12 protein-coding genes are annotated in these 14,644 nt (G+C 59.0%); all 12 read left to right on the forward strand.

Features of this window, described 5'->3' with window-relative positions; all coding sequences use genetic code 11:
- Positions 1 to 421: 421 nt before the first annotated feature.
- Entirely contained in the window at positions 422 to 2,647 is a 2,226-nt protein-coding gene (locus AC3IUF_RS18910; protein ID WP_007920205.1) for an NADP-dependent isocitrate dehydrogenase, read from the forward strand.
- 205 nt (positions 2,648 to 2,852) lie between these two features.
- On the forward strand, positions 2,853 to 3,299 hold the full coding sequence (locus AC3IUF_RS18915; RefSeq protein ID WP_095048072.1) for an NUDIX hydrolase: 447 nt from the start codon (positions 2,853 to 2,855) through the stop codon (positions 3,297 to 3,299).
- A 59-nt stretch (positions 3,300 to 3,358) separates the two neighbouring features.
- Complete coding sequence (gene mnmA, locus AC3IUF_RS18920) at positions 3,359 to 4,483, forward strand: tRNA 2-thiouridine(34) synthase MnmA (protein WP_489278973.1); 1,125 nt, start codon at positions 3,359 to 3,361, stop codon at positions 4,481 to 4,483.
- Positions 4,480 to 5,103, forward strand: a complete 624-nt coding sequence (hflD, locus tag AC3IUF_RS18925; protein WP_007920199.1) for a high frequency lysogenization protein HflD — start codon at positions 4,480 to 4,482, stop codon at positions 5,101 to 5,103. The genes mnmA and hflD overlap by 4 nt, the downstream gene beginning before the upstream one ends.
- A gap of 127 nt (positions 5,104 to 5,230) precedes the next feature.
- Positions 5,231 to 6,601 (forward strand): adenylosuccinate lyase, encoded by a 1,371-nt coding sequence (gene purB, locus AC3IUF_RS18930; RefSeq protein ID WP_003223822.1) that lies wholly within the window; start codon positions 5,231 to 5,233, stop codon positions 6,599 to 6,601.
- Between the two features lie 86 nt (positions 6,602 to 6,687).
- Positions 6,688 to 7,857: a ribosomal protein uL16 3-hydroxylase gene (locus tag AC3IUF_RS18935; RefSeq protein WP_007920198.1), complete on the forward strand. Its 1,170-nt coding sequence runs from the start codon at positions 6,688 to 6,690 to the stop codon at positions 7,855 to 7,857.
- On the forward strand, positions 7,850 to 8,275 hold the full coding sequence (locus tag AC3IUF_RS18940; RefSeq protein WP_034155132.1) for a GNAT family N-acetyltransferase: 426 nt from the start codon (positions 7,850 to 7,852) through the stop codon (positions 8,273 to 8,275). Before AC3IUF_RS18935 ends, AC3IUF_RS18940 begins: the two co-directional genes overlap by 8 nt.
- Positions 8,276 to 8,490: 215 nt before the next feature.
- Positions 8,491 to 9,252, forward strand: a complete 762-nt coding sequence (locus tag AC3IUF_RS18945; RefSeq protein ID WP_489278974.1) for a secretin N-terminal domain-containing protein — start codon at positions 8,491 to 8,493, stop codon at positions 9,250 to 9,252.
- 473 nt (positions 9,253 to 9,725) lie between these two features.
- A complete protein-coding gene (gene aceA / locus AC3IUF_RS18950; RefSeq protein WP_007920195.1) occupies positions 9,726 to 11,051 on the forward strand; it encodes an isocitrate lyase in 1,326 nt (441 codons plus the stop codon).
- Positions 11,052 to 11,686: 635 nt separating this feature from the next.
- A complete protein-coding gene (locus tag AC3IUF_RS18955) occupies positions 11,687 to 12,100 on the forward strand; it encodes an NADH-quinone oxidoreductase subunit A (RefSeq protein WP_003223812.1) in 414 nt (137 codons plus the stop codon).
- Positions 12,101 to 12,110: 10 nt separating this feature from the next.
- A complete protein-coding gene (locus AC3IUF_RS18960) occupies positions 12,111 to 12,785 on the forward strand; it encodes a NuoB/complex I 20 kDa subunit family protein (protein ID WP_007920192.1) in 675 nt (224 codons plus the stop codon).
- 74 nt (positions 12,786 to 12,859) lie between these two features.
- Positions 12,860 to 14,644, forward strand: coding sequence for an NADH-quinone oxidoreductase subunit C/D (gene nuoC / locus AC3IUF_RS18965; RefSeq protein WP_007920189.1), 1,785 nt, complete (start codon positions 12,860 to 12,862; stop codon positions 14,642 to 14,644).

Consider the following 14,644-nt stretch of genomic DNA (forward strand, 5'->3'; position numbering starts at 1 on the left):
AACACGCAAACCCTCTGTTCGTGGCGCGGCTACATCTCGTTTCGTACAAGCCTGAAAGCAAAGGGAAAAGCGCCAAACTCAAGCATTCGCGACGACTCTACGCCCCACCCCGCCCTGCGACCTTTAGACCAATGGACGAGAATCGTTGCATATGAACCATCGGCAGATTGCCAGCTACCTATGTATAATGCCGCCCGCTGACCACAGGGTCACGACGGCTGGCCTCTCTAGCACGAGACTTTCCGCCTGATTGGTCGGGTTGTTACCGCAGTCCGACTGCTTGACGCTCTACTGATGCACCCAACATCACCGCGAAGAATCTCGACATTCGGTTCATGGATGACTTTGAACGAACGCGCTTACCCGGCGCCCCTCGAGTTTCTGCGCACGCTTTAGCAAAGAAGAGAGAGTTAATCCGAATATGCCCACCCGCTCGAAGATCATCTATACCTTCACCGACGAAGCTCCAGCCCTCGCCACCTATTCCCTGCTGCCAATCATCGAGGCGTACACCGCTTCGGCCGATATCGCCGTGGAAACCCGCGATATCTCTCTTGCAGCGCGCATTCTGGCCAGCTTCCCCGAGCAACTGGGCGACAAAGCCGTAGCCGACCACCTCGCCGAACTGGGCGACCTGGCCGTTACGCCTGAAGCCAACATCATCAAGCTGCCGAACATCAGCGCTTCGGTGCCACAGCTGCAAGCCGCGATCAAAGAGCTGCAAGCTCAGGGTTACAACCTCCCGGATTACCCGGAAACCGTGACCAGCGACGCCGACAAAGACGCCAAGGCGCGTTACGACAAGGTCAAGGGCAGCGCCGTGAACCCGGTTCTGCGTGAAGGCAACTCCGACCGTCGCGCACCGCTGTCGGTTAAAAACTACGCTCGCAAGCACCCGCACAAAATGGGCGCCTGGGCCAAAGACTCCAAGTCCCACGTCGCTCACATGAGCACCGGCGATTTCTACGGCAGCGAAAAAGCTGCCCTGATCGACGCCGCTGACGCCGTGAAGATCGAACTGATCGCCAAGGACGGTACCGCTACCGTCCTGAAAGAAAAAACCACCGTTCAGGCTGGCGAGATCCTCGACTGCGCCGTGATGAGCAAAAACGCCCTGCGCGCGTTCATCGCTGCTGAAATCGAAAGCGCCAAGGCCCAGGGCGTGCTGCTCTCGGTTCACCTGAAAGCGACCATGATGAAGGTCTCCGACCCGATCATGTTCGGCCAGATCGTTGCCGAGTTCTACAAAGACGCCCTGACCAAGCACGCTGACGTGCTGGCCGAGATCGGCTTCAACCTGAACAACGGCATCGGCGATCTGTACGCGCGCATCAAGGCCCTGCCGGCGGAGCAGCAAGCGCAGATCGAAGCCGACATGGCCGCGGTCTACGCCGCTCGTCCATCGCTGGCGATGGTCAACTCCGACAAAGGCATCACCAACCTGCACGTGCCGAGCGACGTCATCGTCGACGCCTCGATGCCGGCAATGATCCGTGACTCCGGCAAAATGTGGGGCACCGACGGTCAGTTGCACGACACCAAGGCGGTGATCCCGGATCGCTGCTACGCGACCATCTACCAGGCCGTGATCGAAGATTGCAAAGCCAATGGCGCTTTCGATCCGACCACCATGGGCAGCGTGCCAAACGTTGGCCTGATGGCGAAGAAAGCCGAAGAGTACGGCTCGCACGACAAGACGTTCCAGATCAAGGCTGACGGCGTGGTTCGCGTCACCGACAGCAAGGGCAACCTGCTGATGGAACAGGCTGTTGAAGCCGGCGACATCTTCCGCATGTGCCAGACCAAAGACGCGCCGATCCAGGACTGGGTCAAACTGGCCGTCAACCGTGCTCGCGCAAGCGCAACTCCAGCAATCTTCTGGCTGGACCCAATGCGCGCTCACGACGGCGTAGTGATCGAGAAGGTTCAGGCTTACCTGAAGGATCACGATACTGCCGGTCTGGACATCCAGATCATGGCGCCGGTCGACGCGATGAAGTACACCCTGCAGCGCACCCGCGAAGGCAAGGACACCATTTCGGTGACCGGCAACGTACTGCGTGACTACCTGACCGACCTGTTCCCGATCATGGAACTGGGCACCAGCGCCAAGATGCTGTCGATCGTGCCGCTGATGAACGGCGGCGGCCTGTTCGAAACCGGCGCCGGCGGTTCGGCTCCGAAGCACGTGCAGCAACTGGTTGAAGAAAACTTCCTGCGCTGGGATTCGCTGGGCGAGTTTCTCGCACTGGCAGCGTCCCTTGAGCATCTGGGCGTGAACTACAACAACCCGAAAGCACTGGTGCTGTCGAAAACCCTGGACCAGGCCACTGGCCAGTTCCTCGACAACAACAAGTCGCCATCGCGTAAAGTCGGCAACATCGACAACCGCGGCAGCCACTTCTACCTGGCGATGTACTGGGCTCAGGCCCTGGCCGCCCAGACTGAAGACGCTGCACTGCAAGCGCAGTTCGCGACTCTGGCCAAGACTCTGACCGAGAACGAAGCAACCATCGTTGCCGAGCTCAACGCCGTTCAGGGCAAGCCAGTCGACATCGGCGGTTACTACCACGCCAATGCCGAGCTGATCAGCAAGGCCATGCGCCCAAGCGCAACCCTCAACGCGGCGATTGCTGCGCTGGTTTAAGGTTGTAAAGGGAACATCACAAACCCCGGCCTCGCGCCGGGGTTTGTGTTTCCGGGCTTTATGATCACCACAAAACCCTGTGGGAGCTGGCTTGCCAGCGATAGCGGTGGATCAGTCACCTTCAATGCTGAATGATAGGCCGCCATCGCTGGCAAGCCAGCTCCCACAGGGATCGGGTTCCAATATTCAAAAACGAGGACACCGTATGGAATGGCTCCCCCACATCACCGTCGCCACCATCGTCGAGGATAACGGTCGCTTCCTGATGGTTGAAGAACACAAGGCCGGGCGAAACGTACTCAACCAGCCCGCCGGCCATCTCGATCCGGACGAAACCCTGATTGATGCCGCCGTGCGCGAGACCCTCGAAGAAACCGGCTGGGACGTCGAGCCCACCGGCGTGATCGGCATTTACCTGTACACCGCACCGAGCAATGGCGTGACCTACCAGCGCGTGTGCTTCAGCGCCAAAGCCGTGCAACACCACCCCGATTACCAACTCGACGACGGTATCGTCGGCGCCAAGTGGCTGACCCGCGACGAATTAATTGCTCAGCGCGACAACTGGCGCAGCGAGCTGATCATCCGCTGCATCGACGATTATCTGGCCGGCCATCACTTCAGCCTCGAACTGATCCGCCCTTCTCTTTAGCCTTGAGGCCGCGAGCCTGCTAGAATCGCGTCCTTTTTCAAGACACTCATTGAATCCCTATGCGTGATCCAGCCCCTTCTGACACATCCAAGAAGCGCGTCATTGTCGGCATGTCCGGCGGCGTGGACTCTTCCGTTTCCGCTCTCCTGCTGATCGAGCAGGGTTATGAAGTGGAAGGCCTGTTCATGAAGAACTGGGAAGAAGACGACGGAACGGAATACTGCACCGCCATGGACGACCTGGCGGATGCTCAGGCTGTCTGCGACAAGATCGGCATCAAGCTGCACACCGCCAACTTCGCTGCTGAATACTGGGACAACGTGTTCGAGCACTTCCTGGCCGAATACAAGGCCGGCCGTACGCCGAACCCGGACATCCTGTGTAACCGCGAGATCAAGTTCAAGGCGTTCCTCGACTACGCCATGATGCTCGGCGCCGACCTGATTGCCACCGGCCACTACGTGCGCCGCCGCGACATGGATGGCCGCACCGAACTGCTCAAAGGCCTCGATCCGAACAAGGATCAGAGCTATTTCCTGCACGCCGTTGGCGGCGAACAGATTGCCAAGACCCTGTTCCCGGTCGGCGAACTGGAAAAGCCGGAAGTGCGCGCAATTGCCGAGAAGTACGAGCTGGCGACCGCCAAGAAGAAGGATTCCACCGGGATCTGCTTTATCGGCGAGCGGCGTTTCAGCGACTTCCTCAAGCAATACCTGCCGGCGCAACCGGGCGAAATTAAAACCACCGAAGGTGAAGTCATTGGCCGTCACCACGGCTTGATGTACCACACCATCGGTCAGCGCCAGGGCCTCGGCATCGGCGGTTTGAAAGACGCCGGCGATGAGCCGTGGTACGTGCTGCGCAAGGATCTCGACAGCAACGAGCTGATCGTCGGCCAGGGCAACAACCATCCATGGCTGTTCTCCAGCGCCCTGCTCGCTTCGGAAATCTATTGGGTCAACCCGATCGACCTGAGCCAGCCGCTGCGCCTGACCGCGAAAGTGCGTTATCGCCAGAGCGACCAGGCCTGCACTTTGGAAAAAACCGCCAGCGGCTACCGCGCTGTGTTCGACGAGCCGCAACGCGCGGTGACGCCGGGCCAATCCGTGGTGTTCTATGACGGTGAAATCTGCCTCGGTGGCGGCGTGATCGAAGTGGCCGAACCGTGGAGCGGCCAGGCATGAGCCCGACTCAGGAGCAACTGACGGCGCTCGGCGGTGTGTTTCTCGCCGCCGTACTGGTCGACCGGATCGCCAAGACCGGGCAGACCAGCGAGGCCGGCCTGACCTGCATGCTCGGCAGCCTGTTGGTGCGCGACCCGAAAGACACGCTGGACGTCTACGGCGGCGATGACCTCAATCTGCGCGAAGGCTATCGAGCGCTGATCGGTGCACTGGAACGCGACCCAAGCACGCTGCAACGCGAGCCATTGCGCTACGCCCTGTCGATGCTCGGCCTGGAACGTCAACTGGCCAAGCGCGACGACATGCTCGACACCATCGGCAAGCGCTTGCCGCAGATCCAGTCGCAGGTCGAGCATTTCGGCCCGGCCCACGAAAACGTGGTCGCGGCTTGCGGCGCGCTGTATCAGGACACCCTGAGCACCCTGCGCCAACGTATTCAGGTGCACGGCGACATGCGCAACCTGCAGCAGCCGAGCAATGCCTCGAAAATCCGCGCCCTGCTCCTTGCCGGTATCCGTTCGGCACGTCTATGGCGGCAGCTCGGCGGCCATCGCTGGCAGTTGGTGATCAGCCGACGCAAGCTGCTCAAAGAGCTGTATCCGTTGATGCGCAGCGAGTAAAACGCCGCGCAATAAAAGCTTTGTAGTCTGTAACGCGTAATACGCCGGTCAGTTGGCAACGGACCGGCGGATTTTTTCATGTATGATACGCGCCCCATTTCGTTGCCCGACTGTCCGAGAACACCCCATGCAGCTTTCTTCGCTCACTGCGGTTTCCCCTGTTGACGGCCGCTACGCCGGCAAAACCCAGGCCCTGCGCCCGATTTTCAGCGAGTACGGTTTGATCCGTGCCCGTGTTCTGGTTGAAGTGCGCTGGCTCCAGCGCCTGGCCGCCCACGCGGGTATCCCTGAAGTGCCAGCCTTCTCCGCCGAGGCCAACGCCGTTCTCAATGAACTGGCTGAAAACTTCTCGCTGGAGCACGCCGAGCGCGTCAAAGAGATCGAGCGCACCACCAACCACGACGTCAAAGCGATCGAATACCTGCTCAAAGAGCAGGCGGCCAAGTTGCCGGAGCTGGCCAAGGTCAGCGAGTTCATCCACTTTGCCTGCACCAGCGAAGACATCAACAACCTGTCCCACGCCCTGATGCTGCGCGAAGGCCGTGACGACGTGATGCTGCCGCTGATGCGCCAGACCGCCAACGCCATCCGCGAACTGGCCATCCGTTTCGCTGACGTGCCGATGCTGTCGCGCACCCACGGCCAACCAGCCTCCCCGACGACTTTGGGTAAAGAGCTGGCGAACGTGGTTTACCGTCTCGAGCGTCAGATCGCTCAAGTCGCTGCCGTGCCGCTGCTGGGCAAAATCAACGGCGCCGTCGGCAACTACAACGCACACCTGTCGGCCTATCCGCAGATCGACTGGGAAGCCAACGCCCGCGCCTTCATCGAAGACGAGCTGGGCCTGGGCTTCAACCCGTACACCACGCAGATCGAACCGCACGACTACATCGCCGAACTGTTCGACGCGATCGCGCGCTTCAACACCATCCTGATCGACTTCGACCGTGACATCTGGGGCTATATTTCCCTGGGTTATTTCAAGCAGCGCACCATCGCTGGCGAAATCGGTTCGTCGACCATGCCGCACAAGGTCAACCCGATCGACTTCGAAAACTCCGAAGGCAACCTGGGCATCGCCAACGCGCTGTTCCAGCACCTGGCGAGCAAACTGCCGATCTCCCGCTGGCAGCGCGACCTGACCGACTCCACCGTACTGCGCAACCTCGGTGTCGGCTTCGCCCACAGCGTGATCGCCTACGAAGCCAGCCTCAAAGGCATCAGCAAACTGGAGCTCAACGAGCAGAAGATTGCCGCTGACCTCGACGCTTGCTGGGAAGTGTTGGCTGAGCCGATCCAGACCGTGATGCGCCGCTACAACATCGAAAACCCGTACGAGAAGCTGAAAGAACTGACCCGCGGCAAGGGCATCAGCCCGGAAGCGTTGCAGACTTTCATCGATGGTCTGGACATGCCTGCCGAAGCGAAAGCCGAGCTCAAGCAACTGACCCCGGCCAACTACATCGGCAACGCTGTAGCGCAAGCCAAACGCATCTGATCGACCGCTTGATCCGTTTGAGACGCCCGGCCGCGCCGGGCGTTTTTATTCCCGTCTGAAAAGTGCTTTTTTTCAATAGGTTACATATGAATTCCGATATTCCTCTTCAACTTCTGGGCGGCCTCACTGCACGCGAATTCCTGCGCGACTACTGGCAGAAAAAGCCGCTGCTGATCCGTCAGGCGATTCCTGACTTCGAAAGCCCGATCGACGCCGACGAACTGGCCGGCCTGGCCCTGGAAGAAGAAGTCGAATCGCGCCTGGTGATCGAGCACGGCGAGCGTCCATGGGAACTGCGTCGCGGCCCGTTCGCTGAAGACGAGTTCAGCAAATTGCCGGAAAAAGAGTGGACCTTGCTGGTGCAAGCGGTCGACCAATTCGTGCCGGAAGTCAGCGAGCTGCTGGAAAACTTCCGTTTCCTGCCGAGCTGGCGCGTCGACGACGTGATGATCAGCTTCGCCGCTCCGGGTGGCAGCGTTGGTCCGCACTTCGACAACTACGACGTGTTCCTGCTGCAAGGCCACGGCAAGCGCAACTGGAAAATCGGCCAGATGTGCGATTCCGAGAGCCCGCTGCTGCAACACGCGGACCTGCGCATCCTCGCTGAATTCCACGAGACCGAAGAGTGGGTACTGGAACCGGGCGACATGCTCTACCTGCCGCCGCGTCTGGCTCACTGCGGTGTCGCGGTCGACAACTGCATGACCTACTCGGTCGGTTTCCGTGCGCCAAGCGCTTCCGAAGTGCTGACTCACTTCACCGACTTCCTCAGCCAGTTCCTGACTGACGAAGAGCGCTACACCGATGCCGACGCACAGCCAGCAGCCGATCCGCACCAGATTCAACACGACGCACTGGATCGCCTGAAAGCGCTGCTCGCCGAGCACATGAGCGACGAGCGCCTGCTGCTGACCTGGTTCGGCCAGTACATGACCGAGCCGCGTTATCCGGAGCTGGTGGCTGGCCCGGAAGAAATCGAAGAAGAAGACTTCCTCGCCGCCCTGCAGGATGGCGCCATCCTGATCCGCAACCCGAGTGCGCGCCTGGCCTGGTCGGAGGTCGATGACGACCTGCTGCTGTTCGCCAGCGGTCAGAGCCGTTACCTGCCGGGCAAGCTGCGCGAACTGCTGAAGCTGATCTGCGCCGCTGACGCCCTGCACACCGACAACCTCGGTGAGTGGCTGAACGACGAAGACGCCTGCGGCCTGCTGTGCCAGTTGGTCAAGCAAGGGAGCCTGGGGTTCGCCGATGAATAAGATTCGCGTTCGTGTCGCAGACTGGCAGAAGGACATCGCCGAGATCCGGCGCATTCGTGAAACGGTGTTCATCGCCGAGCAATCGGTGCCACCTGAGCTGGAATGGGACGCGGATGACGCGACCGCCGTACATTTTCTGGCGTTTGAAGGCGACTTTCCGATTGGCACTGCGCGCTTGTTGCCCGACGGGCACATTGGCCGCGTTTCGGTGCTGAAAGACTGGCGCGGGATGAAGGTCGGTGATGCGCTGATGCAAGCGGTCATTGCTGAAGCTGAAGAACGTGGGTTGAAGCAGCAGATGCTCAGTGCTCAGGTTCAAGCCACGGCGTTCTATGAGCGCTTGGGTTTCAGCCTGGTCAGCGAGGAATTCCTCGAAGCCGGGATTCCGCATGTCGATATGGTTCGCCATTCGGCTTAAGACCGCGGCGCGGCGATCGCGAGCAGGCTCACTCCTACAATTGAAATGCGATTCCCTGTAGGAGTGAGCCTGCTCGCGATGGCGCCCGCAAGAACACCACAAAACGCCCCGACATCCGCCGATGCCGGGGCGTTTTGCTGTCTACGATTCAACTTGCCCCACCCCAGGCCGACAAACTGGCAATATCAAGCCTTTCGAAAGCGGAGATAACGGACATGTCCCTACGCACCCTGCTCACCACCCTGCTGCTCGGTTGCAGTTTTTCGGTGATGGCAGCCACAGAAATCGTGCCTCTCAATTACCGCACCAGCACCGACATGCTGCCGATGGCGCAAGACTTCCTCGGCAAGGACGGTCAGGTCAGCGCCTACGGCAACCAACTGATCATCAAGGCCGAGCCGGACAAGATTCAGGAACTCAAGGCGCTGATCAGCCAACTGGACACTGCGCCCAAGCGCTTGCTGATCACCGTCGACACTAATGAAAACAATGGCCGTGGCGATGAAGGCTATGCGGTCAACGGCGCCCAGCCGAATCAGACCCGTATCATCAGCCGCAGCACCACCAGCCGCGAAGGCGGCGTCCAGCAGGTGCAGGCCACCGATGGCATGCCGGCGCTGATTCAGGTTGGCCAGAGCGTGCCGATCACCAATGTTCAGAGCGATTCCTACGGCGGTTACAACAGCCAAACCCAATACCGCAACGTCACCCAGGGTTTCTATGTCACCGCCAGCGTCACCGGCGACATCGTTCACCTGGCGATCAGTACCAACCGTGACCGTATGAGCCAGGAACGTCCCGATGTAGTGAACGTGCAAAGCACCGACACAACTGTCAGCGGACGTCTCGGCGAATGGATCACCCTTGCCGGCGTCAATCGCCAGACCCAGGCCGACAAACAGGGCCTGACCCGCAGCTACTCGACTCAAGGCCGGGATGACATGACCTTGCGGGTGAAAGTCGACGCCTTGGACTAAAGCACCGAAAACTGACTGATTAGTCGTATTAGACGAAAGATGTAGTGCTTCAAAAAAAGCACTACAAAACGTTTGACGGGGTAAAAAAGCGAAGGCATGATGGCCTCGCTCCCGCTAATCAGAGGCCCTGGCAAGGGCCTTCGAAGCGACGTTCGCACCTACCCCGCGAACCGCTTCGTGTCTGTACCGCCCACAAGGTGTGTTTGACGAGGTTGCCGACTGGAACGAAGTTGTCCCGAGGGACGGAAGCGTATTTAGGTAACCCGGCTTCACACTGTAGACCGTATAAAGGCCCACGACGCCCGAATGCGCCCGCAGTCCGCCACTACCTGCTCACTTCCCCTCGAGCCCATCGTTCATCCCGTCGCCTACCCCGCCGAATCCGACTTGACCACCTAAGCTTCTGGTCAGCGAGCGCAGGAATTTTCCACCGCAGAACAACTTTTCATAAAGACGCGACGAGGTTTATCTCCATGGCACTGACACGCGAACAGCAAATTGCAGCCCTCGAAAAAGACTGGGCTGAAAACCCGCGCTGGAAAGGCGTGACACGCACTTACTCCGCTGCTGACGTCGTCCGTCTGCGTGGCTCGGTTCAACCTGAGCACACCTTTGCAAAAATGGGCGCCGACAAGCTGTGGAACCTGGTCACCCAGGGTGCCAAGCCGTCCTTCCGTCCTGAGAAAGATTTCGTCAACTGCATGGGCGCCCTGACCGGCGGCCAGGCTGTTCAACAGGTTAAAGCCGGTATCCAGGCAATCTACCTGTCGGGCTGGCAAGTGGCTGCGGACAACAACTCCGCAGAATCCATGTACCCGGACCAGTCGCTGTACCCGGTGGATTCGGTTCCAACCGTGGTCAAGCGCATCAACAACTCGTTCCGTCGCGCTGACCAGATCCAGTGGAAAGCCGGCAAGAACCCGGGCGACGATGGCTACATCGACTACTTCGCACCGATCGTGGCTGACGCTGAAGCCGGTTTCGGCGGCGTGCTGAACGCCTACGAGCTGATGAAGAGCATGATCGAAGCAGGCGCCGCCGGCGTTCACTTCGAAGACCAACTGGCTTCCGTGAAGAAGTGTGGTCACATGGGCGGCAAAGTACTGGTTCCGACTCAGGAAGCCGTACAGAAGCTGACCGCTGCGCGTCTGGCTGCTGACGTTGCCGGCACCCCGACCATCATCCTGGCCCGTACCGACGCCAACGCTGCTGACCTGCTGACCTCCGATTGCGACCCGTACGACCAGCCGTTCGTGACTGGCGAGCGCACTCAGGAAGGTTTCTACAAGGTCCGTGCCGGCCTCGATCAAGCCATCGCTCGTGGCCTGGCTTACGCTCCATACGCCGACCTGATCTGGTGCGAAACCGCCAAGCCGGATCTGGACGAGGCTCGTCGCTTCGCCGAAGCGATCAAAAAGGAATACCCGGACCAACTGCTGTCGTACAACTGCTCGCCTTCCTTCAACTGGAAGAAAAACCTGGACGACGCGACCATAGCCAAGTTCCAGCGCGAATTGTCCGCAATGGGTTACAAGCACCAGTTCATCACCCTGGCCGGCATTCACAACATGTGGCACAGCATGTTCAACCTGGCGCACGACTACGCCCGCAACGACATGACTGCCTACGTGAAACTGCAAGAGCAGGAATTCGCTGACGCCGCCAAGGGTTACACCTTCGTGGCTCACCAGCAGGAAGTGGGCACCGGCTACTTCGACGACATGACCACCGTGATTCAAGGTGGCTCGTCCTCGGTAACCGCACTGACCGGTTCGACCGAAGAAGAACAGTTCCACTGATCTGCTTCGCCTGAGCAAACGGCCTCTGCGGATCGTATAGAAAGCTAACCGCAGAGCCGCAAAACTGACGCCCCGACTGGTTCGGGGCGTTTTTTTTGCCCCCGGAAAACATACCCTCCCCTGTAGGAGCTGCCGAAGGCTGCGATCTTTTGACTTTGTTTTTTCAGAATCAAAAGCAGGATCAAAAGATCGCAGCCTTCGGCAACTCCTACAGGGATCGGTGGCGTTCGGAGAGAACATTGATCCAGCGCGGTACATCCGTCAGAAAAATCCGCTAAAACGGGCGCCGTCGCTACTTGCAGTAACGTGCAAGTAAGACAACTTCCCAACTGACATCCCGTTAAACAGTTACAAAACCCCTGCAAACGATATCAATTATCATTTAGCCACAACTATGTTCGTTACATTCCCTACAAAACATTATTTGCATAAACCCGCCTAATGCCCGCAACGCATGGGCTGCAGGGCATTGGAGATGCGCTATGTCCTTATTCCAATAAATAATTTCGCTATAGGAATTTTACTTGCAGGGTGTTTAGCCATAAAATCAGCGCGATTGATTGCTGCGACATATCGTCACTGCCTATTTCTTTATCAAGCTCAGAGACCTTTGCTCTCTGTTAAGGATTACCAGCATGCCCGAAGCGACAGGACTCATGGCCCACAACTGGGGCTTTGCCATTTTCCTTCTGGGTGTCGTCGGCCTGTGTGCCTTCATGCTTGGCGTCTCCAGCCTCCTTGGGTCAAAAGCCTGGGGTCGCAGCAAAAACGAACCGTTCGAGTCCGGCATGCTACCTACCGGTGGCGCCCGCTTGCGGCTCTCAGCCAAATTCTATCTGGTCGCGATGCTCTTCGTGATCTTCGATATCGAAGCCCTCTTTCTCTTTGCATGGTCTGTGTCCGTCCGCGAAAGCGGCTGGACCGGATTCGTCGAAGCTCTCGTTTTCATAGCAATTCTGTTGGCAGGTCTTGTCTACCTGTTCCGAGTGGGCGCCCTTGACTGGGCTCCGGAAGCTCGTCGCAAGCGGCAGGCGAAGCTGAAACAATGAGGCTTTGGCAATGCAATACAATCTCACCAGAATCGACCCCGATGCTCCTAACGAGCAATATCCGATTGGCGAACGGGAAACCGTTTCCGATCCGTTAGAAGATCAAGTTCACAAAAACATTTTCATGGGCAAGCTGGAAGACGTGCTGAGTGGCGCGGTCAACTGGGGACGTAAGAACTCCCTGTGGCCGTACAACTTCGGCTTGTCGTGCTGCTACGTGGAAATGACCACCGCCTTCACGGCGCCCCACGACATCGCGCGCTTTGGCGCCGAAGTGATCCGGGCATCGCCGCGTCAGGCCGACTTCATGGTTATCGCCGGTACCTGCTTCATCAAGATGGCGCCGATCATCCAGCGTCTCTACGAGCAGATGCTCGAGCCGAAATGGGTTATCTCCATGGGTTCGTGCGCTAACTCCGGTGGCATGTACGACATCTACTCTGTGGTTCAAGGGGTGGACAAGTTCCTGCCCGTGGACGTCTACGTACCTGGCTGCCCTCCTCGTCCGGAAGCATTTCTGCAAGGCTTGATGCTGCTGCAGGAATCGATCGGCAAGGAGCGTCGTCCGCTTTCCTGGGTCGTTGGCGATCAAGGCGTTTATCGCGCCGACATGCCTTCGCAAAAAGAAGAGCGCCGCGAACAGCGAATCGCAGTCACCAACCTGCGCAGCCCTGACGAAGTCTGATCCAGATCTGTTCTTACAAAAGAAACGAGAAGCTGGCTTCATTCTTTACGTTGACCGAAAGCGAAAAAATAACCATGACTACAGGCAGTGCTCTGTACATCCCGCCTTATAAGGCAGACGACCAGGATGTGGTCGTTGAATTGAACAACCGTTTTGGCGCCGAAGCGTTCACCGCTCAGTCGACCCGTACCGGCATGCCGGTACTGTGGGTCGCGCGCGCCAGGCTCGTTGAAGTCCTGACTTTCCTGCGCAACCTGCCCAAGCCGTACGTCATGCTCTATGACCTGCACGGCGTGGACGAGCGTCTGCGCACCAAGCGTCAAGGGCTGCCGAGTGACGCTGAGTTCACCGTGTTCTATCACCTCATGTCGCTGGAGCGTAATAGTGACGTGATGATCAAGGTCGCCTTGTCCGAGAGCGACCTCAGCTTGCCGACCGTCACCAGCATCTGGCCGAACGCCAACTGGTACGAGCGTGAAGTCTGGGACATGTTCGGTATCGACTTCAAAGGTCACCCGCACCTGTCGCGCATCATGATGCCGCCGACCTGGGAAGGTCACCCGCTGCGCAAGGACTTCCCGGCGCGCGCCACCGAATTCGATCCGTACAGCCTCAACCTCGCCAAGCAACAGCTTGAGGAAGAAGCCGCGCGTTTCCGTCCTGAAGACTGGGGCATGAAGCGCTCCGGCCCGAACGAGGACTACATGTTCCTCAACCTCGGCCCGAACCACCCTTCGGCGCACGGTGCGTTCCGCATCATTCTGCAACTGGACGGTGAAGAGATCGTCGACTGCGTGCCGGACATCGGTTACCACCACCGTGGTGCCGAGAAGATGGCCGAGCGTCAGTCGTGGCACAGCTTCATTCCGTACACCGACCGTATCGACTACCTCGGCGGCGTGATGAACAACCTGCCGTACGTGCTCTCGGTCGAGAAGCTGGCCGGCATCAAAGTGCCTGAGAAGGTCGACGTCATCCGCATCATGATGGCCGAGTTCTTCCGGATCACCAGCCACCTGCTGTTCCTCGGGACTTACATCCAGGACGTCGGTGCGATGACCCCGGTGTTCTTCACTTTCACCGACCGCCAGAAGGCGTACACGGTGATTGAAGCCATTACCGGTTTCCGTCTGCACCCGGCCTGGTACCGCATCGGTGGTGTTGCCCACGACCTGCCGCGCGGCTGGGAAAAACTGGTGAAAGACTTCGTTGAATGGCTGCCAAAACGCCTCGACGAATACACCAAGGCTGCCCTGCAGAACAGCATCCTCAAGGGTCGTACCATCGGCGTCGCCCAGTACAACACCAAAGAAGCCCTGGAATGGGGTGTCACCGGTGCTGGCCTGCGTTCGACCGGTTGCGATTTCGACCTGCGTAAGGCGCGTCCTTACTCCGGCTACGAGAACTTCGAGTTCGAAGTACCGCTGGCTGCCAACGGCGATGCCTACGACCGCTGCATGGTTCGCGTCGAAGAAATGCGCCAGAGCATCAAGATCATCGACCAGTGCATGCGCAACATGCCGGAAGGCCCGTACAAGGCGGATCACCCGCTGACCACGCCGCCGCCGAAAGAGCGCACGCTGCAGCACATCGAAACCTTGATCACGCACTTCCTGCAAGTTTCGTGGGGCCCGGTGATGCCGGCCAACGAATCCTTCCAGATGATCGAAGCGACCAAGGGCATCAACAGTTATTACCTGACGAGCGACGGCGGCACCATGAGCTACCGTACCCGGATCCGCACTCCAAGCTTCCCGCATCTGCAACAGATCCCTTCGGTGATCAAAGGCAGCATGGTCGCGGACATGATTGCGTACCTGGGTAGTATCGATTTCGTTATGGCCGACGTGGACCGCTAA

This window comes from Pseudomonas sp. KH_040 (assembly GCF_057839305.1).

Bases quoted from the DNA above. Each gene is read 5' to 3' on its own strand.
- AC3IUF_RS18910 (WP_007920205.1), top strand. From the start codon at position 422: ATGCCCACCCGCTCGAAGATCATCTATACCTTCACCGACGAAGCTCCA.
- AC3IUF_RS18915 (WP_095048072.1), top strand. From the start codon at position 2,853: ATGGAATGGCTCCCCCACATCACCGTCGCCACCATCGTCGAGGATAAC.
- mnmA (WP_489278973.1), top strand. From the start codon at position 3,359: ATGCGTGATCCAGCCCCTTCTGACACATCCAAGAAGCGCGTCATTGTC.
- hflD (WP_007920199.1), top strand. From the start codon at position 4,480: ATGAGCCCGACTCAGGAGCAACTGACGGCGCTCGGCGGTGTGTTTCTC.
- purB (WP_003223822.1), top strand. From the start codon at position 5,231: ATGCAGCTTTCTTCGCTCACTGCGGTTTCCCCTGTTGACGGCCGCTAC.
- AC3IUF_RS18935 (WP_007920198.1), top strand. From the start codon at position 6,688: ATGAATTCCGATATTCCTCTTCAACTTCTGGGCGGCCTCACTGCACGC.
- AC3IUF_RS18940 (WP_034155132.1), top strand. From the start codon at position 7,850: ATGAATAAGATTCGCGTTCGTGTCGCAGACTGGCAGAAGGACATCGCC.
- AC3IUF_RS18945 (WP_489278974.1), top strand. From the start codon at position 8,491: ATGTCCCTACGCACCCTGCTCACCACCCTGCTGCTCGGTTGCAGTTTT.
- aceA (WP_007920195.1), top strand. From the start codon at position 9,726: ATGGCACTGACACGCGAACAGCAAATTGCAGCCCTCGAAAAAGACTGG.
- AC3IUF_RS18955 (WP_003223812.1), top strand. From the start codon at position 11,687: ATGCCCGAAGCGACAGGACTCATGGCCCACAACTGGGGCTTTGCCATT.
- AC3IUF_RS18960 (WP_007920192.1), top strand. From the start codon at position 12,111: ATGCAATACAATCTCACCAGAATCGACCCCGATGCTCCTAACGAGCAA.
- nuoC (WP_007920189.1), top strand. From the start codon at position 12,860: ATGACTACAGGCAGTGCTCTGTACATCCCGCCTTATAAGGCAGACGAC.